General features: G+C 54.6%; 14 protein-coding genes. 9 read left to right on the plus strand and 5 right to left on the minus strand.

Features of this window, described 5'->3' with window-relative positions; genetic code table 11:
• Window positions 1-576: 576 nt before the first annotated feature.
• The gene (locus BOA8489_RS02945) at window positions 577-1,581 is read right to left on the minus strand and encodes a Gfo/Idh/MocA family protein (protein ID WP_093972516.1); all 1,005 of its coding nucleotides are present in this window, start codon (window positions 1,579-1,581) and stop codon (window positions 577-579) included.
• Window positions 1,578-3,179 carry a GMC family oxidoreductase gene (locus BOA8489_RS02950; protein ID WP_093973007.1) on the minus strand — a complete coding sequence of 534 codons (1,602 nt, stop codon included), beginning with the start codon at window positions 3,177-3,179 and terminating at the stop codon, window positions 1,578-1,580. Before BOA8489_RS02950 ends, BOA8489_RS02945 begins: the two co-directional genes overlap by 4 nt.
• 159 nt (window positions 3,180-3,338) lie before the next feature.
• Between BOA8489_RS02950 and BOA8489_RS02955 the strand changes: the two genes are divergently transcribed.
• Window positions 3,339-5,042: an extracellular solute-binding protein gene (locus BOA8489_RS02955; RefSeq protein ID WP_093972517.1), complete on the plus strand. Its 1,704-nt coding sequence runs from the start codon at window positions 3,339-3,341 to the stop codon at window positions 5,040-5,042.
• Between the two features lie 51 nt (window positions 5,043-5,093).
• Here the strand turns inward: BOA8489_RS02955 and BOA8489_RS02960 are convergent, their stop codons facing one another.
• The gene (locus BOA8489_RS02960; RefSeq protein ID WP_245813643.1) at window positions 5,094-6,083 is read right to left on the minus strand and encodes a sugar ABC transporter substrate-binding protein; all 990 of its coding nucleotides are present in this window, start codon (window positions 6,081-6,083) and stop codon (window positions 5,094-5,096) included.
• Between the two features lie 263 nt (window positions 6,084-6,346).
• Between BOA8489_RS02960 and BOA8489_RS02965 the strand changes: the two genes are divergently transcribed.
• The 5 genes from BOA8489_RS02965 (at window position 6,347) to BOA8489_RS20115 (ending at window position 12,743) form a co-directional block, all read left to right on the plus strand.
• Window positions 6,347-7,300, plus strand: a complete 954-nt coding sequence (locus BOA8489_RS02965) for an ABC transporter permease (RefSeq protein ID WP_093973009.1) — start codon at window positions 6,347-6,349, stop codon at window positions 7,298-7,300.
• Window positions 7,297-8,274, plus strand: a complete 978-nt coding sequence (locus BOA8489_RS02970; RefSeq protein ID WP_093972518.1) for an ABC transporter permease — start codon at window positions 7,297-7,299, stop codon at window positions 8,272-8,274. Before BOA8489_RS02965 ends, BOA8489_RS02970 begins: the two co-directional genes overlap by 4 nt.
• Window positions 8,271-9,776, plus strand: coding sequence for a sugar ABC transporter ATP-binding protein (locus tag BOA8489_RS02975; protein ID WP_093972519.1), 1,506 nt, complete (start codon window positions 8,271-8,273; stop codon window positions 9,774-9,776). Before BOA8489_RS02970 ends, BOA8489_RS02975 begins: the two co-directional genes overlap by 4 nt.
• Window positions 9,777-9,800: 24 nt before the next feature.
• The gene (locus BOA8489_RS02980; RefSeq protein ID WP_093972520.1) at window positions 9,801-10,916 is read left to right on the plus strand and encodes a Gfo/Idh/MocA family protein; all 1,116 of its coding nucleotides are present in this window, start codon (window positions 9,801-9,803) and stop codon (window positions 10,914-10,916) included.
• Window positions 10,917-12,476: 1,560 nt separating this feature from the next.
• Window positions 12,477-12,743: a hypothetical protein gene (locus tag BOA8489_RS20115; RefSeq protein ID WP_141138227.1), complete on the plus strand. Its 267-nt coding sequence runs from the start codon at window positions 12,477-12,479 to the stop codon at window positions 12,741-12,743.
• A gap of 649 nt (window positions 12,744-13,392) precedes the next feature.
• On the opposite strand, the gene BOA8489_RS02990 is transcribed toward BOA8489_RS20115, so the two are convergent.
• Window positions 13,393-14,979, minus strand: coding sequence for a winged helix-turn-helix domain-containing protein (locus BOA8489_RS02990; RefSeq protein WP_093972522.1), 1,587 nt, complete (start codon window positions 14,977-14,979; stop codon window positions 13,393-13,395).
• Between the two features lie 119 nt (window positions 14,980-15,098).
• On the opposite strand from BOA8489_RS02990, the gene BOA8489_RS02995 reads away from it, so the two are divergent.
• Complete coding sequence (locus tag BOA8489_RS02995) at window positions 15,099-15,461, plus strand: hypothetical protein (protein ID WP_093972523.1); 363 nt, start codon at window positions 15,099-15,101, stop codon at window positions 15,459-15,461.
• Window positions 15,462-15,705: 244 nt separating this feature from the next.
• Here the strand turns inward: BOA8489_RS02995 and BOA8489_RS03000 are convergent, their stop codons facing one another.
• Window positions 15,706-16,359 (minus strand): DUF1028 domain-containing protein, encoded by a 654-nt coding sequence (locus tag BOA8489_RS03000; protein ID WP_093972524.1) that lies wholly within the window; start codon window positions 16,357-16,359, stop codon window positions 15,706-15,708.
• A gap of 79 nt (window positions 16,360-16,438) precedes the next feature.
• Here BOA8489_RS03000 and BOA8489_RS03005 point away from each other — a divergent pair, with 79 nt between their 5' ends.
• Window positions 16,439-17,290, plus strand: a complete 852-nt coding sequence (locus BOA8489_RS03005) for a MurR/RpiR family transcriptional regulator (RefSeq protein ID WP_093972525.1) — start codon at window positions 16,439-16,441, stop codon at window positions 17,288-17,290.
• Between the two features lie 279 nt (window positions 17,291-17,569).
• The gene (locus BOA8489_RS03010; RefSeq protein WP_093973010.1) at window positions 17,570-19,117 is read left to right on the plus strand and encodes an ABC transporter substrate-binding protein; all 1,548 of its coding nucleotides are present in this window, start codon (window positions 17,570-17,572) and stop codon (window positions 19,115-19,117) included.
• Window positions 19,118-19,127: the final 10 nt, after the last annotated feature.

Here is a 19,127-nt window from a genome sequence, read left to right on the forward strand (position 1 = left end):
CCCCACGTGTGCCGCATCCAGTCGCCGCCGGTGGTGCAAAACGCGCAGCCCAAATGCTGTCAGAGCTTTTGTGAAATTCTGAGAAGGACAGGACATGGCTCAATCCAACGCAGAGGCGATACGCGCTGAAGCGATGGATTATCTTCACGGCTGGTTCGAAGGGGGCGCGGCCCGCATGAAGCGCGCCCTTAGCCTTGAGTCGGCCAGTCTGTGACTGCTTCGTCCGCATTGGGTTCATTGGCGCAAAGCGCGGCGAATGGCAGCTCAGAGCCCGATCTGTGAATTCGATTTGTTAGCTGCGGGCGCACGCAGCGTAGAAAATGCTGCGCGAGCGTAAAACTCGTTGCTGCTGCGCGGCGGGAAAACCCGCCATTCGTTCCGAGTGTAGTAAGGATCAAGGTGAAAACTCACAGTTCGCGGGACGAAGCTCAAATTCGCCGCGGTGGCGCCAAGGTGGAAAAATTGCTCCGCCGAAAGGTCGGCAGGTAGTTTGATGGCAGCGGGCCTATGCGAAACTCGAAGCTTGAGCACAGCAATGGGGTTTTGGAGTTAGGTTTTTTAGCCCGAATATTTTTCTTAGTTCAGTCTGACAACGCGTCCAGACAAAGCAGACTCTTTGCATGCCAGAGAGATCGCCAATGCTGCGCGACCGTCCTGGGCTGTGGCCGATGGCGTGCGGTTTGTTGTGACTGCGTTGTGGAATTCGTCCAGAGCTCTGAAAAAAGAACGGTCATAGCGTTCGAGGAAAAAGTGTTTGAGCGGTTCGCGCGCAACCGTGCGGCGATTGTCCCAACGCACCAAGTTGTCGTAACGCTTGTTCAGTGTTTGCACCATGCCCCCATCACCGAACGCTTCCAGTCGTTGATCAAACCCATAGGCACATGAGCGGGAGTTGTTGATGTGAACAAGTGCGCCAGATGGCATTTTCAACGTCGTCATGGTCATATCGAAATCACCTTCGGCACCGATCTGGTCGTCGAACATGCAGGACCCCAAAGCCTGCACTTCTATTGGGCGTTCCCCGGCGATCCAGCATAACAGGTCGATATCGTGGATCGTGGCGTCAACGAAATAGCCGCCAGAGGCCCGGACATATTCAATGGGTGGCGGGCTGGGTTCTCTGGACCAGCTCATCAGCATGTTCAGCCGCCCAATCTCGCCATTCCTGACGGCTTCGCGCAGCGCATTGTTGTCCGGGTCAAACCTTCGGTTGAAGCCGAGCATGAAGGGCACGGGATTCGCATCGAGTGCAGCCATGGCGCGGTCCACACGATCAAGCGACTGATCCAGAGGCTTTTCGCAATAGATCGGTTTACCGGCATTTGCGGCCGCCTCGATATAGTCGACATGCGTGTTAGTTGGCGTTGCAATAACGACGGCATCGACCGCAGGATCAGCCAATACGGCCACAAGGTCATCCATCGCACGTCCGCCGTAGAGCTCCACCGCCTTTTGGGCTGATGCGATACGCGGATTGAACACCACCTCCAGCCGCAACCCGGGGTGTGCGTTGATCTTCGGGCCGTAAACGTGGGCCATTCGACCCGTTCCCATCAGTGCCAATCCCAGGGTTTTCATCATGCATTCCCCCGCGCATCTTCAAGGATCATCGCTGCTGCCTTTTCGCCGATCATGATTGAAGCTGCATTGGTATTGCCTGTCACGATGCGCGGCATGATCGAGGCATCAGCGACGCGCAGCCCGTCGATCCCGTGGACACGCAGGCGTGGATCAACCACGGCCTCGGTGCCTGTGCCCATTTTGCAGGTGCCAACCGGGTGCAACAGCGACAAGCCATTTGTTCGGCAATATTCCAGCAGGTCAGCATCCGATTGCACATCTTGGCCGGGGGACAGTTCGCATTCCACGCAATCTGACATTGGGGCCGTTTCGGCGATTTTGCGCCCGAATTTCAGGCCGGCGATTGCGGCGCGCTGATCGGCCTCGTCCGCGAAAAAGTTGAACTGGATCTCCGGCTTGTCCTGCGCAGACGCACCGGAGATCCTGACATGCCCGCGGGAGGACGGGCGCATGTGTTCTGCTAATATGGTGAAGCCGGGGAAGGGATGCGGCTTTAACTGCTCATCGGTGCACCATGCCATGAAAGTGACCATCATATCGGGGCGGTTAATTTCAGGGCCTGAGCAGATGAAGGTGTTGGAATAATTGCCGTTGTCCGCAAATGGTCCGGTGCGAAATATCAGGTGGCGCAAAAGCTGCAGCCCGCCTTTGAGCTTGTTGTTGTATAGATCGTTGACTGTCGAACGCACGGTTGAACGGTATTCGGCGCCAATGCCAAAATGATCTTGCAGGTTTTCGCCGACACCGGACATTTGGTGTTTCACGTCGATCCCGTGTTCCCGCAATAGGGGGGCAGGGCCAATGCCGGACAACTGCAACAGCTGTGGCGAGTTGAATGTACCGCCGCTCAGGATGATCTCGCGGCGCGCCTGGGCTTGTTGGTTTCCGCGCCTGTCAGTCCAATTCACGCCCGTGGCACGGCGGCCCTCCAGCGTAATCGATTCCACCATTGCGTTGAGTTTCAGGTCGATATTTTCTTTCGCTTTGCCCTTCAGATAGCCCGCTGCGGTACTCCAACGCATGCCGTTTTTCGTGGTCGTCTGCACGTACCCAGTGCCTTCCTGCTGCGCGCCGTTGAAATCGTCATTCTTAGGCACGCCAAGTGCCTCGGATGCAGCGTGGAATGCCTCACCCAGTTCATGTTCGGTACGAATGTCGGAAACGGAAACCGGCCCCCCTGTGCCGTGAAATTCATCCGCGCCACGCTCCTGATCTTCGCAGGACTTGAAAAACGGCAATACGCCGTCCCACCCCCATCCGGTGCAACCATCCTGTTCCCAGCCATCAAAGTCCTGAGGCTGGCCGCGCATGTAGATCATACCGTTGATCGCGCCAGTGCCGCCCAAGACCTTGCCCCTTGGCTGGAAAAGTCGGCGATTGTTCAAATGCGGTTCAGGCGCGCTTTCATAGCACCAGTTCACCGATGGATTGGCGTAAAGCATCGAATAGCCTAGCGGAATATGGATGAAGGGATTGCGGTCTTTTCCGCCTGCCTCCAGCAACAGAACGGAATGGCCTGCTTCACCCAGCCGTCCAGCGACAGCACACCCTGCGGAACCAGCGCCAATGACGATGTAGTCGTATTCTGCATGCGTCATGTCTGCCTCCACCGATGTGTCTTGCCTGCTCAATGGTGCACCCGGCGCGCGCATTGCTGAACACGCAAAATGTCAGTTTTGGATGAAATTGCCACTGGCGCTCTCATTCAGAACTGAAAACATACCCGAACCGTATGTTTCGGGCGAAAGGGGAGATCTATGACGCGTGAGGAGTTGCTGAGAATTCTGACCTTTGTGGATTCGAACCGCGAACTGTCCGAAAAGCGCACAAGCCTTGCAACGGTGGATCCCCGCTGGAACATTGTGTCTTATGCGATGCGCCGCCATCTGGAGGGTCACCTTTTGACTGTGACCTCTGCGGCAATGGCGGCGGACGTCCCCTACGGCACTGCAATGCGGCGTATTTCAGAACTCATAGAAGAAGGGCTGTTGCTCAAGCGCCCTAAATCCCGCACAGGAAAATCCTTTTCCTTGCACCCGACGCGCGCACTGATTGCCGAATTCGAAAGCTTCGCGATGCAATTGAAAGCGATGGTTGGCAATACTTTCGGCTTTACAACCGGTGATGGTGAAATGGGCGATTTCTATTTCGGGGGCTACTACATGGCCTCCAAAACGCTACCCTATCCCAATGCGATGCGTACCGGTATAGGCGTTGATCGAACGTTTCGAATTCTCAGCCCCGTTGATCCGACCTTCAAAACACTGGGCGAGTTTTCATCCAATCTGGACGAACTCTGTGGTGCCAATATTGAAATCGTCAATCTGCCCCTGGATGAACTGCACGGGGAAATTATGTCGAACGCGCAGCAACCGGTCTCGAAATATGACCTGATGGCTGTCGATTTGCCCTGGATCGGGCAGCTGGCCACCGAAGGTGTAATCGACCCCCTGGACGAGATCATGGGGGAAGAACGCTATAACCCATCGGATTTTCACAACGCGGCGTACAAGGGCTCATCTTGGAACAACAGCCAGTATGGTCTGCCCATCCAGCCCACTGCGGAACTGTTGTTCTGCCGGTCCGACCTGTTTGCAGAGGCCGGATTGGCCATACCGACAACAACAGATGAGCTTTTGCTTGCGGCGCGCGTATTGCATCGCTCCAGCTTCAGCATGTCGGGCATAGTAATGAACTTCGGGCGCGGCACTCCCGTGGCCCATAGCTTCATTCAGACGTTGGCGGATTTTGGTCAGCCGATCATCAATCTCGACCCGTTGGGTGACGACTTCAATGTTTCTATGATCGAGAAAGAAAACTACCGTCCTCGGCTGGACAGTGATGCGGCACATGAAACGGCTGAATTCTTGCTGGAGCTTGGCGGGTTCGCGCACAAGGAAAGCCTCAAATGCAATTGGGACAAGCGGATCAGCATCTTCTCGAAGGGCGAAGCGGCAATGACCTACGGCTGGAGTATCCGCGCTGCTGCCTTTGAGCTGGACCCGACGTCACCAGCCCACGGCAATGTTAAATTCGCGCCCCATCCGCACGGGCCGGGCGCACGCACCGTGTCACCGATCGGAGGCTTTTCTCTGGCGGTGCCAGCAGGGCTGGACATCACGCGCAAGAAGGCATCCTGGAAGATGATGGAATATCTGACCCGTCCGGAGATGCTCAAATGGTATGTGCTCCACGGCAATCTCACCAGCCCGCGGTTTTCAACCAGTGCCGACCCCGAAGTTCAGGCCAGTTCGTCATTGATTAGCGAGATGGACGCCATGGAGCGCCGCGGCGAACTGCAAACCTGGCCGCGGCCTCCGATCCCGGAGTTCAGTAATCTTCTGAGTGTTCTGGGAGACGAAATCCACTTGATGCTTCAGGGCGGGCAGTCGGTGAAAGAGGCGCTGAGCAGATCTCAGAACCAGATCGATGCAATTATGCGCAACAAGGGTCACTACTGAACGAAAAAGGCCGCGTCCGAGAACGCGGCCTTGGTTGTCACGAGACTGGCCTTACCAGGAAGGGCGCTCGAATTCGTCCACGTTTTCAGGCAGGACTTTTGGCGTTTCAATGCCCTGCAGGATCGGCACGTCGATCCCGTTGGCGACCTTGATAGCGGTCTGGATCGCAAGAATGGCGTCATCGACGGGGCTTTGCTTGTTCGATCCGGAATGCCAGCCGGACTTCATCGCATCCCAGCCTTCGCCGAACTGGTTACATGTCACAACCTTGACATCGCCAGGCGCTTTGCCGGCCCCTTGCAGCGCACTGATAACGCCAAGCCCCATGCCATCATCAAACGCATATACGCCGTCAATCTGATCGCCGTACTGGGTCAGAAAAGTTTCCATCACAGTCTGTGCTTTCTCACGGTTCCACTCGGCCGTCTGGCTGGCCAGAATATTGATGTTGGGATAGTCGTCGGCCATTTTGTCGAGGAAGCAATTTTTGCGCAGGATCGAAACCGAATAACCCGGCGTACCCTCGACGACCACGATATCGCCTTCGCCACCAAGCGAGTCTGCCAGCATTTCGGCGGATTGTTCCGCCTGCGCACAATCATCCGGGCCTGTGTGGCCGACAATGTAGCGACGACCAGCTTCACCGATTGGCGAGTTTGACGTGATCACCGGGATGCCGCTGCGCGACGCGCTGCGAATGGCAGGGATCAGAGCGTTTTGTGATGTCGGCCAAACGACAAGCGCGTCCATATTCTGGGATGCCATGTCCTGAATCTGGTCGAATTGAACCGCCGGATCGCCCTGCGGATCCATGACAGTCGCCTGGATGCCCAGCTCTTTGGTATAGGCTTCGGCCGTTTCGGCGTATTTCGCCTGGTAGGCGTTTGAGCCTGGATAAAGCACGGTGATGCCTATGCGGGTTTCCGACAACGGTTTTTTCAATTCTCCGCCAAGCCAATCCGGCGCATCCTGTGCCATCGCCGCGCCTGCGGCAAACGCCACGGCGGTCGCGAGACCGAGTGCTTTGGTCATATTCTTCATGATTTCCTCCTCTGAACGCTGCCATTAATCCATTGCGCGACACCCGTTAGCAGCATTGCGGGGTGCTTGTTCCAAAGTGTTCTGCAGATGACGCCAGTGCTCAATCGCTGAAATGTCCAAATCTGATTTTTCGATTTGCAGCGCTCGCGGTGTACTGGGAAGCACGCGCCCCGCAAGAAACGCAGAAAGATTCATTTTGGATTTATCTGCCGTATCACGTGCAAAGCGGATTGCTATCGTCGGTTCAGGGAGAACACTTCAACATGCGGAAATCGATTAACAGCATATTGCGGCGCCACGGTTTAGTCTTGGCCTTTCTGATTTTTCTGGCAATGGTTGCCGTCAATGCAGAGGCGTTTCTAACGCCGGGCAACATACTTGATGTCCTGCGGCAGGTTTCAATCACAGGCATGATGGCGCTCGGTGTGACATTCGTTGTGTTGACGGGGCGTCTGGACCTGTCGGTGGGGTCGCTTCTGACCCTTCTGACCGTGATTGTGGTGGATCAGCACAACATCGTGGGGCCCTTTCCGGCGATCGTCATGACCATAGGTGCAGGCGTGCTTGTCGGCGCATTCAATGGCTTTCTTGTGGGCTTTATCGGATTGAATGCGCTGATTGTAACACTGGCAATGCTGTCATTTTTACAAGGACTTGTGCTGTTTTACTCAGGTGGGTCCAACGTCAATGTCAACGACGCACAGAACACATGGTTCGCCGTTTTCGGGCGCGGTGATTTTCTGGGTGTTCCCGTGCCAGTGTTCCTTTTCATTCTGGGCGCGATCATTGCCGGCCTGGTGCTGCAATACACAACTTTCGGACGCCGCGTTTACGCTGTCGGCGGGAATGAAACTGCAAGTGTCTTTTCAGGCGTGAATGCCCGTTGGACGGTGTTTGCGGCCTATGTCCTCTCCGGCCTCACCACCGGGGTTGCGGCCATCATCATGGGCAGCCGTGTGATGGGGGCGCAAAACACGATCGGGCAAGGTTATGAGTTGACGGTTCTGGCCGGTGTGATCCTTGGCGGCACCTCGCTTCTGGGTGGCTCAGGCAGTATCTGGCGGACGGTCATTGGCATCTCCATGCTTGGTTTTATCCAGAATGGCCTGCTACTGCTTGGGTTTGCCTACTACGTGCAGTGGCTCGTGACCTGGGCAGTCATCATCATTGCGGTCTGGATCGACCTTGGCGCAAAACGCGGGAGGATTTTCGCATGAGCCACGTAACGGATGTACCTACGACGGGGCCGATGAACACCGTGTTGACCTGGCTTCTGAGAAACCACATCTGGGTGTTTCTTGCGCTGACAGTGACCGTGTTTTCGCTGGCCAGTCCTTATTTTCTGACCGTCAACAATATCGGCAATATCCTGACGCAGGGAGCATTTATCGGCATACTTGCCATTGGCATGACCATGGTCATGATCGATGGCGAAATTGACCTGTCCGTAGGGGCAATTCTCGCACTTGCATCGGCATTGGCCATCGGGCTGCAGGATCATATGGGCGTTTGGCCCGCTATCTGTCTTGGACTGTTGTCCGGGGCCGCGCTTGGGTTTGTTAATGGGACGCTGGTCGCTCTGTCGGGGATGCACTCCTTTGTTGTGACACTCGGCGGACTTATCGGCATTCGCGGGCTCGTGTTTGTCTACACCGGTGAAAATGCTCTGATGGTGCAGGATTTCAGCTACACCGAGATACCTGAAATCTACATTGGTCCGATCTCGTTGACAGCGATCATCTTTTTTGCGACGGCGCTGTTTTTCCAATGGGTTCTATCAAGCACACGGCACGGGCGCGAAACCTATGCGGTGGGCGATAACATCGAGGCCGCGCATGACGCAGGCATCAATGTCAAGCGGCACAAGATCATCAATTTCACCATATGTGGCACGCTTGCGGCTGTCTGCGGCATCCTCCTGTCGATGCGGCTTGGCACAGCCGAACCCAATGCCGGCAAGGTTTGGGAGCTTTGGACAATCATCGCGGTAGTCCTGGGCGGCATACGCCTGCAAGGCGGGTTTGGCAGCATGTGGATGACCATTGGTGGCGTGCTTACATTGGCCGTTCTTCGCAACGGTCTGCGGCTGCTCAACACACCCAACTATGTTGAACTGATGGTGATGGGCGCGGTGCTTGTTCTGGCTCTGGTGTTGGACAAATTGCTGAACCATGGGGGAGACGGACAATGACTGCCGCAATTTTGAAGGTCAGTGAGATCACCAAGACCTTTCCCGGGGTCAAGGCGCTGGATGAGGTCAGCTTTGACATCCGCCCGGGAGAAGTGCACGCCTTGGTCGGAGAAAACGGCGCCGGGAAATCGACCCTGATGAAGGTTCTCGCCGGGCTGCACCAGCCTGACGGCGGCGAGATCATCTATCAGGGGGAACCGATGCAGGTGGCAGGGCCGCTGGACGCCAGACAGAAGGGGATCCTCCTAATTCATCAGGAACTGTCTCTTTCGCCGGAACTGTCTGTTGCGGAGAATATCTATCTTGGCGCATGGCCCACCAACCGGTTTGGTGTGCTGAAGAAACGCGAGCTGCGCCGCAATGCGGCCAGCGCTCTCGATGCATTGGGTTGCGGATTCGGGCCAGATGTGCGCGTCGGGACGTTATCGGTTGCGATGCAACAAATGGTTGAGATCGCGCGCGCCGAGGCCTTCAGCGCAAATGTCGTGATCTTTGATGAACCGACCGCGTCGTTGACGGATACTGAGAAAGATCAGTTATTTCATACCATTCGCGGCCTGAAAGCGCAGGGCGTAGGGATTGTCTATATCTCGCACAAGATGGACGAGATTTTTGACATCACGGACAGGGTCACCGTGCTGCGCGACGGGCGGGTGCAAGGCACGCTTGAGACCCAGGACACGGATCTGAACCAGGTCACACGCATGATGATTGGGCGGACGCTTGATACCTATTTCGTCAAGGCAAAGGAAGAATTTGGTACAGAAGTGCTACGTGTCGATGGCCTCAGTAAGAGCGGCCATTTCAGCGATGTTTCATTCTCGGTCCGCGAAGGCGAAGTTCTGGGGCTCTATGGTCTTGTTGGTGCCGGACGCTCGGAAGTGGTTGAAACCATCTTTGGTGTGCGTCGTGCTGACGCTGGCCAGGTTCACTGGAAAGGTGCGCCGATCGATCTACCCACCCCGCGTCAGGCCATCGACATGGGAATGGCCCTGGTGCCCGAAAGCCGCAAAGAGCAGGGTTTGGTGCTGATGATGGGAGGGCGGGAAAACACCTCGTTGCCACATCTGAAACTCTTCTCCGGCATGGCGGTAATGAACAGATCTAAGGAATTGGTCACTTACGAGAAATACCAATCGGCGCTCGCGATCAAGACGACGGGCCCGGATCAGGCAATGTCGCAACTGTCTGGCGGGAATCAGCAGAAATTCGTGTTGGCGAAATGGCTTTGCGCCAATCCAAAGCTGATCATCCTTGATGAGCCGACACGGGGCATTGATGTGGGGTCCAAATCGGCAATCCACGAACTGATCGCTGAGCTGGCGGAACAGGGGCTTGCCGTCATCGTGATCTCCTCGGAAATGCCTGAAGTGCTGGGTGTCAGCCACCGTGTCCTGACCATGTCCGAGGGTGCTGTTGTGGCGGAGTTCAAAGGGGCCGACATGACGGAGGAAAACCTGATCGATGCCGTCTCGCATCATCGTGCGCCCGACGCGGCCTAAACCGGAGAGATAAGGGGACAGGTCATGGGCAAATCGGAAACCGGGATAGGACTTGTTGGGTCTGGCTTTATGGGACGTTGCCATGCAAATGCGTTCCGCTCCGTTTCAGGCCTGTTTGATGTCCCTGTCGAACCGCGTTTGCGGCTGCTTGCCGACGCCAGTGGTGAAATCGCACGCGATGCGGCGCAAACTCTGGGCTTTGAGCGGGCGACCGGAGATTGGGAAACGCTCGTCAATGATGACGATGTCGACATTGTCGCGATTACCGCACCGAATATTCTGCATGCGCCGATTGCCCTTGCTGCGATCAAGGCTGGCAAGACCGTGTATTGCGAGAAGCCACTTTCGACCACGGCAGCCATCGCTCAGGAAATGACCGAAGCCGCAGAGGCGGCGGGCATTGTCACAATGGTCGGCTTCAATTTTCAGCGCAATCCAATGGTCAAATTTGCGCGCGAGATCATCGCCTCGGGCGAGCTCGGTGAGGTCACAGGTTTTCGCGGTCGTCACGCCGAAAACTACATGGCCGATCCCAATGTCCCCCATTCATTCCGCACGGATGTTCATGGAGGCGGTGCTTTGGCCGACATCGGCAGCCATATTATCTCGATGGCGCGTTATCTTTTGGGACCAATGGCGGAAGTGCAGGCAGATTGCCAAACGATTCATTCGACCCGTCCCAAAACCCGTAACTCGACCGAACGTGCGCCTGTTGAAGTCGATGATATGACCCATGCGCTGGTGCGTTTTGAATCCGGGGTGCGCGGCAGTCTTGAAGCCAATTGGGCCGCCACCGCGCGCACGATGGATTTATCCTGGGAAATCACCGGTACAAGGGGGGCTCTGGCATTTACCCAAGAGCGAATGAACGAACTTTCGTTCTGGTCCGGTCGTCCCGGACGTAACGGTTACACGAAAATAGAGGCAGGCCCGGCACATCCACCATATGGTCAGTTCTGTCCGGCGCCGGGCCATCACTTGGGTTTCAACGACCTCAAGGTGATCGAGGTGGCCGAATTGCTGACTGCTCATAGTAGTGGCGGGACATGCAGCCCGGATTTTCGCGAGGCCTATGAGGTTCAAAGAGCCGTTGAAGCCATGCAACAATCGCATGCGAACAGGCAGTGGGTTTCCCTCTGAAATGACAGACACTTCATGAGTTCGGTGCCTGCAATCGGATGTTGTGGTGCCGAGCTTCGAACAATCGACGTGACCCTCAGCCAGGACCTGAGATTAGTCGTCGTCAAATTTTGCAACGTATCAACGGGCATTTTGCGGCATGATTATGACGTCTGGCCTAGAAACGCCGTCATACAAGACATGTGGCTCTTGGCGGTGGCATACCCGCTCAGTCCCGTGTCTCTATAGTTCCCACACCCTGCAGCGAAAGTGCAGTTTGGATTTAACGACATGAAGCCGTGTTGAATGACCGCTCTGACGACCTTGGCTGCAACGCCCTGGGGAACGTTCTGCACCCGAAAAGTGATGCTGCTCCAGCAATAGCTGCACCTGCACAAGTCCGGTTTGTCCGCATTGCGGTCATTGGCGCTTCCTGCAGCGAATGACTGCTCTGAGCCCAAAGCAGGCGTTCTTTACGCAGTCCGCAGCCTTAGCATTGGAAGATTTCGAGCGAGTTGTGTCCTGAGCGTGAACATCATCAGATAAATAGGGCGGACTGTTCACGCTTCATAAGTCGACTTCTTAATATTTGTCCGTTGACGCCCCAAAAGCGCCAGAACCTTCAGTCATAAAGATCGTGTAGTAAGTGTTAACAAGTGTGATGAGTATCCAATGCGAAAGTGCCTCGTATCTTCTTTTGTGCGCAAGCCTTCTTTACTTCGCTATATTTTCTTCACCCTCTCAAGCCTCAAGATGTGGAGCTATTCCGACTGGGTGCGAGCAGGTGAACCCAATCCCTTTGCCAAAACTTGCTGGGAAGTCGGCGGCACATCTCGATCGGAAATCGTGTCTCTTTTTCGATCGCACCTAAGCTGATCATTTGCCTCTCCGCAAATAATTGCAGAACCATCTGGGCCGCCCTTCGGGGCGGCTCAATTCTATTTGGGCTTGCTCCTGCCAGGCGTCAAACAAAACAAGATTTTCAAAACTAGGGTTTATCCGATAACATCCAATCCTGCCGCACTCGTTGCTGTGAGACTGATCTAGATTCCCTAAGGGTCGGCACAGTCTACTTGACGGTTTAAGCTCCGGAATCAATCCAATGCGGCGGTGGTAATACTCTCTATGTCACTGCGAGCACCAACATCAAAATCAACTCGATTAACAAAGAATTAGATGCAAACAGCGCGTATGCAGCAGATTATACACAATGCGGCATCAATCGAGGCCGCAAATTTGCTGACGTCGTATGTTCTGGTACAAATGGCTTGTACGGGAAATGTTTGCCCGGGCTTTTTTGTAATAAGTTCTGACTGGACGCTTTTTCGATTTGCGACAGTCGTTGTGTAAGAGGTTCCCTATGTCCAGTGAACGCGTGACTTCAAAAGCGACTTTGTTTCCGCCTCTCGTGCGACCTGAGCCAGCATCGAAGCACACCGCCAGAAAGCGGTTCTCGCAAAATCCCATCATTGACGCCCTGTGGTTATTCACGGTCAGGCATGTAAAGCCTCCAATCGTCAATCCATATGTGACGGCAGCAATAGGTATTGCGATAATTACTGCGGCTATGGGGGTGTTTCTTTGACCCTCAGAAACCTACCCTTAGAGGAAAAATCACCTAGCGAGAAGCTATGGCTTTTGGCTGGCGAACTGCTTCGGGACGAAGGTATCGAAGAAGTTAATGCTGGACATATGGCGACCCTAATGGGGCAAGCCCTGACTTGCACCGCCATCTACAGCACGATCGATCCGCTTGACTCAAGAACCATCGAGCATGTTGTAGAACGCGCCGTCGAAGCAGCGCTCAATGCACACGGACACTTCTTGGAACAGGTAAGACACTTTTAATTCTGTCGAATTGCGCTCACCGGCCCGGCAAAGTGTGCTTTCAAGAGCCGCATCGTTCGCGTAGCGGTCATTGACGAAGGCTGCAGCAAACGACGGCTTTGCGCCCAAAGCAGACTGAATTTCTCATGACAAACAATGAATGCTCAATTGCTCATTTTGGGCCGTATTTTCGACAGTTTCATATGCCATATTTTATATGTAACGATTTTTTAATTCTAGGTGCCCTTATGAGTATAATGACGTCCGTAGTCAGATCCGATCAGAGCTTTTCTTGCCAAGATGGTGCTTCAGAAACTCTCACTGACCCAGTTCACCCGATATTCGCTATTGAGCACATGCGTTCACGCTTGCGCAGCTTTTCAAAAGCTGAACTGGAAACACTGGAAGACGAATTGGATTTTTACACTTTCACAGGGATCGCAGGTCCCTATGTGGCAAGGCTCCTGTCATATATCTGACCGGGAGGCTTCCAGTCTCTCCGATACTCCGCTTCGCCCGCGGGCAGGAACTGGGGCCTGACCGTCGGTGCGCTTGCAGCGAACGGCCACTTCGTCCCGCAAGGCGGACATTGGTGCAAAGCGCAGCGAATGACGGCATTGAGCCCGGAGCGGACGCTCGCAATCTGAGCAAAATGCCCCTCAATGTTCTACTATCCAGGCAGGCCCGCCGCGGTAAGGTCATCAATCCATCTTTCCAGGGCGCCGTCTGCTATCCACTGATCTGTGTGGAGTTCTCTTTCCCGAGAAGCCGTCCAATCTGGCTCAGACGACAGGAAGTTCGCTAGGGCATCGGACGCTTTCTCGATCTCGCCTCGGCAGACATGAATGACAGCCAGCAGTTTGTGCGCTGGAGGCGGTGGTGCGGCGATACGGGAGAAGTTGTTCAATGCGTCGTCGCATCTTTGATCCTGCCAAAGTGTCCAAGCGCTCATCCAAGGATGAATAAAGCCTGGCAGCGGGTCTATACGGGCAGACTCGGCAAGCGCTTCCAATGCACGTTCGTTCTGCCCAATGTAGAAGTAGGACTGCGCCAACGCGTTCAGCGTATCGGCCGACGAGGGATTTAACATAAGTGCAGTGTCAAAGGCTAAGATTGCACTGGTCTGATTGCCTTGCTGCATCCTCACGCGCCCGAGCGCGAAATGGGCAACGTAATTGTCTGGCGCCAAGCTCACTGCTTTCTGTGCGTGGCTAATGGCCTTTTCTAGATCATCCTCCGGATTGTCCGCCCAACCGAACCGTAGTTTCGTGCGCAGTGCGAAGGCAATGATAACGTGGCCCCAGGCTTGATCCGGATAAAGATTGATAGCTTCGGTGCCAATCGCGATTGCGCCCGCGATATTTTCTTTTGAGAGACCGCTCTGCAACAGCCGCCTCGCCTTCAGGTTCATAAGGAGCGCGTCAACTTCATCTGAACCACCCGCTTTCACTTGGGCCTCGGCGACAAATGCCTCAACAGAATGTGCGACGCGGCTACTGATTTGCGAAGACACCGTCAACAAGTCATGAATCTCGGCGTCAATCTGATCCGACCAGACCCGGCTGCCGTTCCTCACATTGATCAGTTGGACGTTGACACGGAGTCTAGACCCTTCGACTTGTTGGCTGCCTTCAATGATCAGATTTGCGCCCAGTTCTTGGGCGATCTCAGAAATGTCGCGATCTTCATCGCGAAAGCGGAAGCTGGAGTTTCGCGCAATCACTGTCAATTCCGGGAAGCGCGCAAGATTGGCGAGAATCTGTCCGCTCAGGAGATCTCCAAGCCTTCCTTTGTCTGGTTCTACGCTATCGTCTTGGAACGGCAAAACGGCGATCACTCGAGACGGCTTGTCCGACGGCGCTGCAAGGAAATAGGATGCTGCAATCAGACATGCAACGACCATCGCAGGGGCAATTCGGCGCCAGAAGCCCCTCTGAATTGGCGGTTCGCTTTGCGTGGGAACTAAGCGGTATCCTTTGCGGGGAATTGTCTGGATGATGGATTTCGTCTCATCATCAATGGCCCGCCGTATCTCTGCTATGCACTGGACGAGGCTGTCTTCAGAGACGTGCGCGCCATCCCAGACCTTTTCAAAAAAGACGGTCTTTGACACCGCTTCCCCTGGCTTCTCTGCCAACATTAACAACACATTTCGAGTTTGATGGCGAAGATCACAATCCTTTCCGCCACCATCTTTAAGATGCCCGGAATCCAGATCGAGCGTAAACGATCCAAGTCTGATTTCGGAAGATTTCATGGTATTTCGTTTCGCAAATCGCCAGCGGCGTCAGAGTCTCAGCTTACGTCGCGTTGGGCAATTCTCAAAGAAAATCTATTGCTCCCCGATCTAAAGCGACGCAACGATTGGAGGACAGAATGCACAATCTTGGCATTGCAGGACTTACATCAGCGGCTATCGGAATTTGGACCCTTGCCGCAGCCGTTTCCTATGCGCCGATTGGGAACACTGAAGAAAGAACCAATCGCCAGCAGATCATAGCTCCGGATGCTAACCTGCTTTCAGCTTATGAGGACTGCTCTCATGCAGCAGAAGTCCGACTTCTTTCTTTGGAAGAGGCGACGCGGTGTTCTGAAACCTTCCTGCTGTTAAAACTCTCACTTCTTCCGGAAGTCGACATCGCTGAGTTCAAGTCGCTACCTCCGCAAGAGAGATGGGAGATCCAGCGGCGTGGCTACGCTGCTCTTGTAGCTTGGCGACAAAAGCGGATCAGTCTTTGAACAGTGACCTCTATGGCCAGTCTTGAATGGAAGAAGTGACTACAAACGGGCGTCCGATTTGTCCGCGTTGCTGCCGTCCGTGCGCCTTGCAGCGAACGGTTGTTTTGAGCCCAAAGTTACGGATTCTTCAACAAGCATGAAAGTTCGCAATTGGGAAATGTAATATGTTTGAGGCGATAGCACCTCGAAAGTCTAAACATAACGCGAAACGTGCTGCACTCATTGATGACTTTCACAGCCAAAGTCAAATTTCGGGATCTTGGCGTGTTGGGAGTGTATTTCTCCATGCCAGATACGTAGCGTTTTGGGCGCGCGCAACGAGCTGACCTAAGTCCTCCAACGGCGTCTCGCTGTAATCAATCCTAAGATCAACCGGAGGTGCCTTTTCAGACATTATCAGGATGGCAGCAGATTGCAGTCCGCGCAGGTCGCCCCCAGCAGCAGCAGCATGTTCCAGAGCCACCAAAAGGCGGGCTGCTATTGGTCCATGGCTGACCATAAAACCGGTTCGACAGGCCTCTATCACGGCGCGATCTCTTAGCATATTGCCGCCAACGACAAGATTGTGCGATTTGATTTCTGAAACCTCGGCTACGTTCTGATTCCCTGAAAAAGCCGCTGCGCGTCCATTTCGATCAATTGCAAGCAACTGACGGGTCGCCCGCCCCTGGTCTGCGCCTACGACATTTGCGACGGCTTGTACCGCGCTTCGACCGTTCCGCATCTCATCCAAGACATCTTCCCCCCATAGAGTACTTGGTGTCTTGCCTTGCGATGCACTGAGCCCCGCACGGATATCACCACGCAAGACCCAACCGCCCACGCACAAGTTACCTGTCGCGGCGGCTCCTCCGAGAACGCCAGTCTCGGGATCGCGTACCAGAATCGAGATTGTCATATCAGAGCCGCCTTTACTTACCTTTGAAGACTTTGTTTCAATGCAGAACAAATGTCATCAGTTCTGAAAGGTTTGCGCCATGGAAACAGCACGGTTATCCGAGCGTATACTTGAGATTTTTGACGATTTGACCCGTGCTGAGCGTTTGCTTGCGGATCATTTCCTCGAAAATCCTGACAGTTTGGCGCTGCATACCGCCGAGGAGATCTCGCGCCGTGCTGCGGTGTCAAAGGCGACAACAGCTCGATTCTTCAAGCGACTTGGGTTTCCCAGTTTCAAGACCGCGCAACGGATGGCGCGGTCTGGCGATGCCAGTTCTGACTCCGGAAAAAGGGTCTTTTCAGCGCCAGTGCAGCATCGCAGCGGTCGCGGTGATTTGGCAGATCATCTGGCGTCAGACGTACAAAACTTGATTCGGACATTCGAATCCATCCGAAGTGACGAATTGAACGCGGCAGCCCTGAGTCTCGTTCGCGCTGAAAAGCTTTGGGTGATTGGCTTTGGTGACAATTACCCGTTGGCACATTTTGCGCGCGCCCAGTTGATCAAGGTAAAGCCGGATATTCGGATGATCCCGCTTGGAGGTTTTTCTGTACCTGAAGAATTTGCATCGATCACGCCATCAGACACGGTTTTGGCCTTGTGCATCGGAAGGCGCAGCAAAACCATGCGGTCCATATTGCAGACAGCAAGATTGGCAGGCGCGCATACGGTGTCGCTGACAGATCAGGCCAGTTCTGGCAATCCCGAGCTTGCCGATGTGACCCTACGATGCCGCACGCATGGCCTATCCTATTTCGACTCGCTCTCGGCTCCTGTGTCTGTCGTGACGTATCTTTGCATGGCTGTGGCAAAACGGATTGGTCAAACTGCGGTGGACAGATTGCGCTATATCGACAGCATCCACACGGAATGGGGTGATGCTGGATAGTTCAGATGACTCCTCGTAGCGCGCAAAGCGTAACAATGAGGCGAAAAACTCGTCAATTCTGAAATTAAATGTATCAAAACTGAATTCGTTTTGACCCACCTGTGAAGCTTCCCTAGCCTCGGAAACTGGGTGAACCAATCACCGAATAGATTAAGCCGATCATGCTTGCGTTGAATGGATTCCGCAAAGACAGCCGCACGCGCTGGCCCTTGAGTGACGTCAGGTCCAATCGGCAAGAGCCGGCAAAACACGTCCAGCAACTTGGAGAATGAGATGATTATGAATCGACTAGCGCTAAAGCAAACGGCGGCTGCACTTGGCGCCGTTTTTGCATTAGCAGGGCCCGCCACCGCCGAAGACATCGTTTGGGCGCGCTATGGGGATATCGACTCGCTCGATCCGCATCGCGCGACAAGCACCCTTTCTTTGCAGGTTTGGAGCCTGATGTATGACACGCTGCTTGCCATGGACGCCGAAGGCAATCCCGTGCCCCATTTTGCGAAGTCCTGGACAGCCAATGATGCCGGGACCGAGTATACATTCAATCTTGAAGGCGGTGTGATGTGCCATGACGGCACGCCGCTTGATGCTAATGATGTCAAATACACAATCGACGCTGCATTTGACGAAACAACCCCAAGCCTCACAAAGGGCAGCTGGGGGCCCATCACAGCGGCCGAAGTTATTGATCCGTTGACGATCAAACTGACATTGGAGTCACCATTTGTCGCGATGATCCCCTTTCTGGCGGACAGCTTTTCCTCCATCATTTGTGACACGAATGGCGAAGGCTTCGGCACAACGACCGCCATCGGCTCGGGCCCATGGAAGCTTGTGTCCTGGACCAAGGGCGACCGGCTCGTCTTTGAAAAAAACGCGGATTACACGAACTTTGGCAAATTGGCCGATAACCCCGGTGCGCCTTATGAGGACGGCTTGATCATCACCGTTGTACCCGAACCGCAGGCCCGTTATGCGGCTTTGACGACTGGAGAGGTGCATATTGCCGAACCGCCCTTTGACGATGTGCCTGCAATCAAAGATAGTGGCGAACTTGACATCATCGTCGCAGAGAACACGGGCCAAAACGTCTTTTGGGAATTCGCGGTGCACCGCCCGCCCTTTAATGACGTGCGTGCGCGTTTGGCGGTTGCCCATGCCACGGATGCGGCGACTGCAATCAGCCTGATTTATGGCGATCTCTCGATCCCTGAAAATTGTCCGATCTCGCGTGGCGTGTTTGGCAACGATCAGGACTTCTGCGCCCAATACCGCCCGGCCTATGATCCTGAAAAGTCCAAGGAATTGCTGGCCGAACTTGGCTACAGCATGGACAAGCCACTCGAGACCGCCTTGCTGGTCTGGACCGGCGGCAACCGCCAGAAACTGGGCGAAGTCTTTCAGGCTCAGTTGGCCGAAGTTGGGATCAAAGCAACCATTGAGATCATGGATATCGGGTCTTTGAACGCACGCGTGCGTCAGGAGAACGAGAATACCGAAGGCACTACCGGTTCCATGGATATGATGACTTGGTCCTGGTACGATCCAGATATCCTTTATGCGCTGTGGCATACACCAGGAGCCTATCGAGGCTATACCTCGCCAGAGCTTGACGCGATCCTGGACGAAACCCGTGTGTTGACCGACCCCGATGCGCGCAAAGCGAAGGTGCAAGAAGCGATGAAGTACCTGCTTGAAAACGCCATCCATGTGCCACTTTATACGCCGGGTTGGGAGTGGGTCTTTGCGGTCCGTCCCGAAGTCGAGGGCTTCAAAGTGGCTCCGTTCGTCTATCCGATCTTTAGCGACATCAAGATCGGCGGCTGATACCGAATGC

This window comes from Boseongicola aestuarii (assembly GCF_900184815.1).
GTDB lineage: Bacteria > Pseudomonadota > Alphaproteobacteria > Rhodobacterales > Rhodobacteraceae > Boseongicola > Boseongicola aestuarii.

Bases quoted from the DNA above. Each gene is read 5' to 3' on its own strand.
- BOA8489_RS02965 (WP_093973009.1), top strand. From the start codon at position 6,347: ATGCGGAAATCGATTAACAGCATATTGCGGCGCCACGGTTTAGTCTTG.
- BOA8489_RS02990 (WP_093972522.1), bottom strand. From the start codon at position 14,979: ATGAAATCTTCCGAAATCAGACTTGGATCGTTTACGCTCGATCTGGAT.
- BOA8489_RS03010 (WP_093973010.1), top strand. From the start codon at position 17,570: ATGAATCGACTAGCGCTAAAGCAAACGGCGGCTGCACTTGGCGCCGTT.
- BOA8489_RS02955 (WP_093972517.1), top strand. From the start codon at position 3,339: ATGACGCGTGAGGAGTTGCTGAGAATTCTGACCTTTGTGGATTCGAAC.
- BOA8489_RS02975 (WP_093972519.1), top strand. From the start codon at position 8,271: ATGACTGCCGCAATTTTGAAGGTCAGTGAGATCACCAAGACCTTTCCC.
- BOA8489_RS02945 (WP_093972516.1), bottom strand. From the start codon at position 1,581: ATGATGAAAACCCTGGGATTGGCACTGATGGGAACGGGTCGAATGGCC.
- BOA8489_RS03000 (WP_093972524.1), bottom strand. From the start codon at position 16,359: ATGACAATCTCGATTCTGGTACGCGATCCCGAGACTGGCGTTCTCGGA.
- BOA8489_RS03005 (WP_093972525.1), top strand. From the start codon at position 16,439: ATGGAAACAGCACGGTTATCCGAGCGTATACTTGAGATTTTTGACGAT.
- BOA8489_RS02950 (WP_093973007.1), bottom strand. From the start codon at position 3,179: ATGACGCATGCAGAATACGACTACATCGTCATTGGCGCTGGTTCCGCA.
- BOA8489_RS02970 (WP_093972518.1), top strand. From the start codon at position 7,297: ATGAGCCACGTAACGGATGTACCTACGACGGGGCCGATGAACACCGTG.
- BOA8489_RS02960 (WP_245813643.1), bottom strand. From the start codon at position 6,083: ATGAAGAATATGACCAAAGCACTCGGTCTCGCGACCGCCGTGGCGTTT.
- BOA8489_RS02980 (WP_093972520.1), top strand. From the start codon at position 9,801: ATGGGCAAATCGGAAACCGGGATAGGACTTGTTGGGTCTGGCTTTATG.
- BOA8489_RS02995 (WP_093972523.1), top strand. From the start codon at position 15,099: ATGCACAATCTTGGCATTGCAGGACTTACATCAGCGGCTATCGGAATT.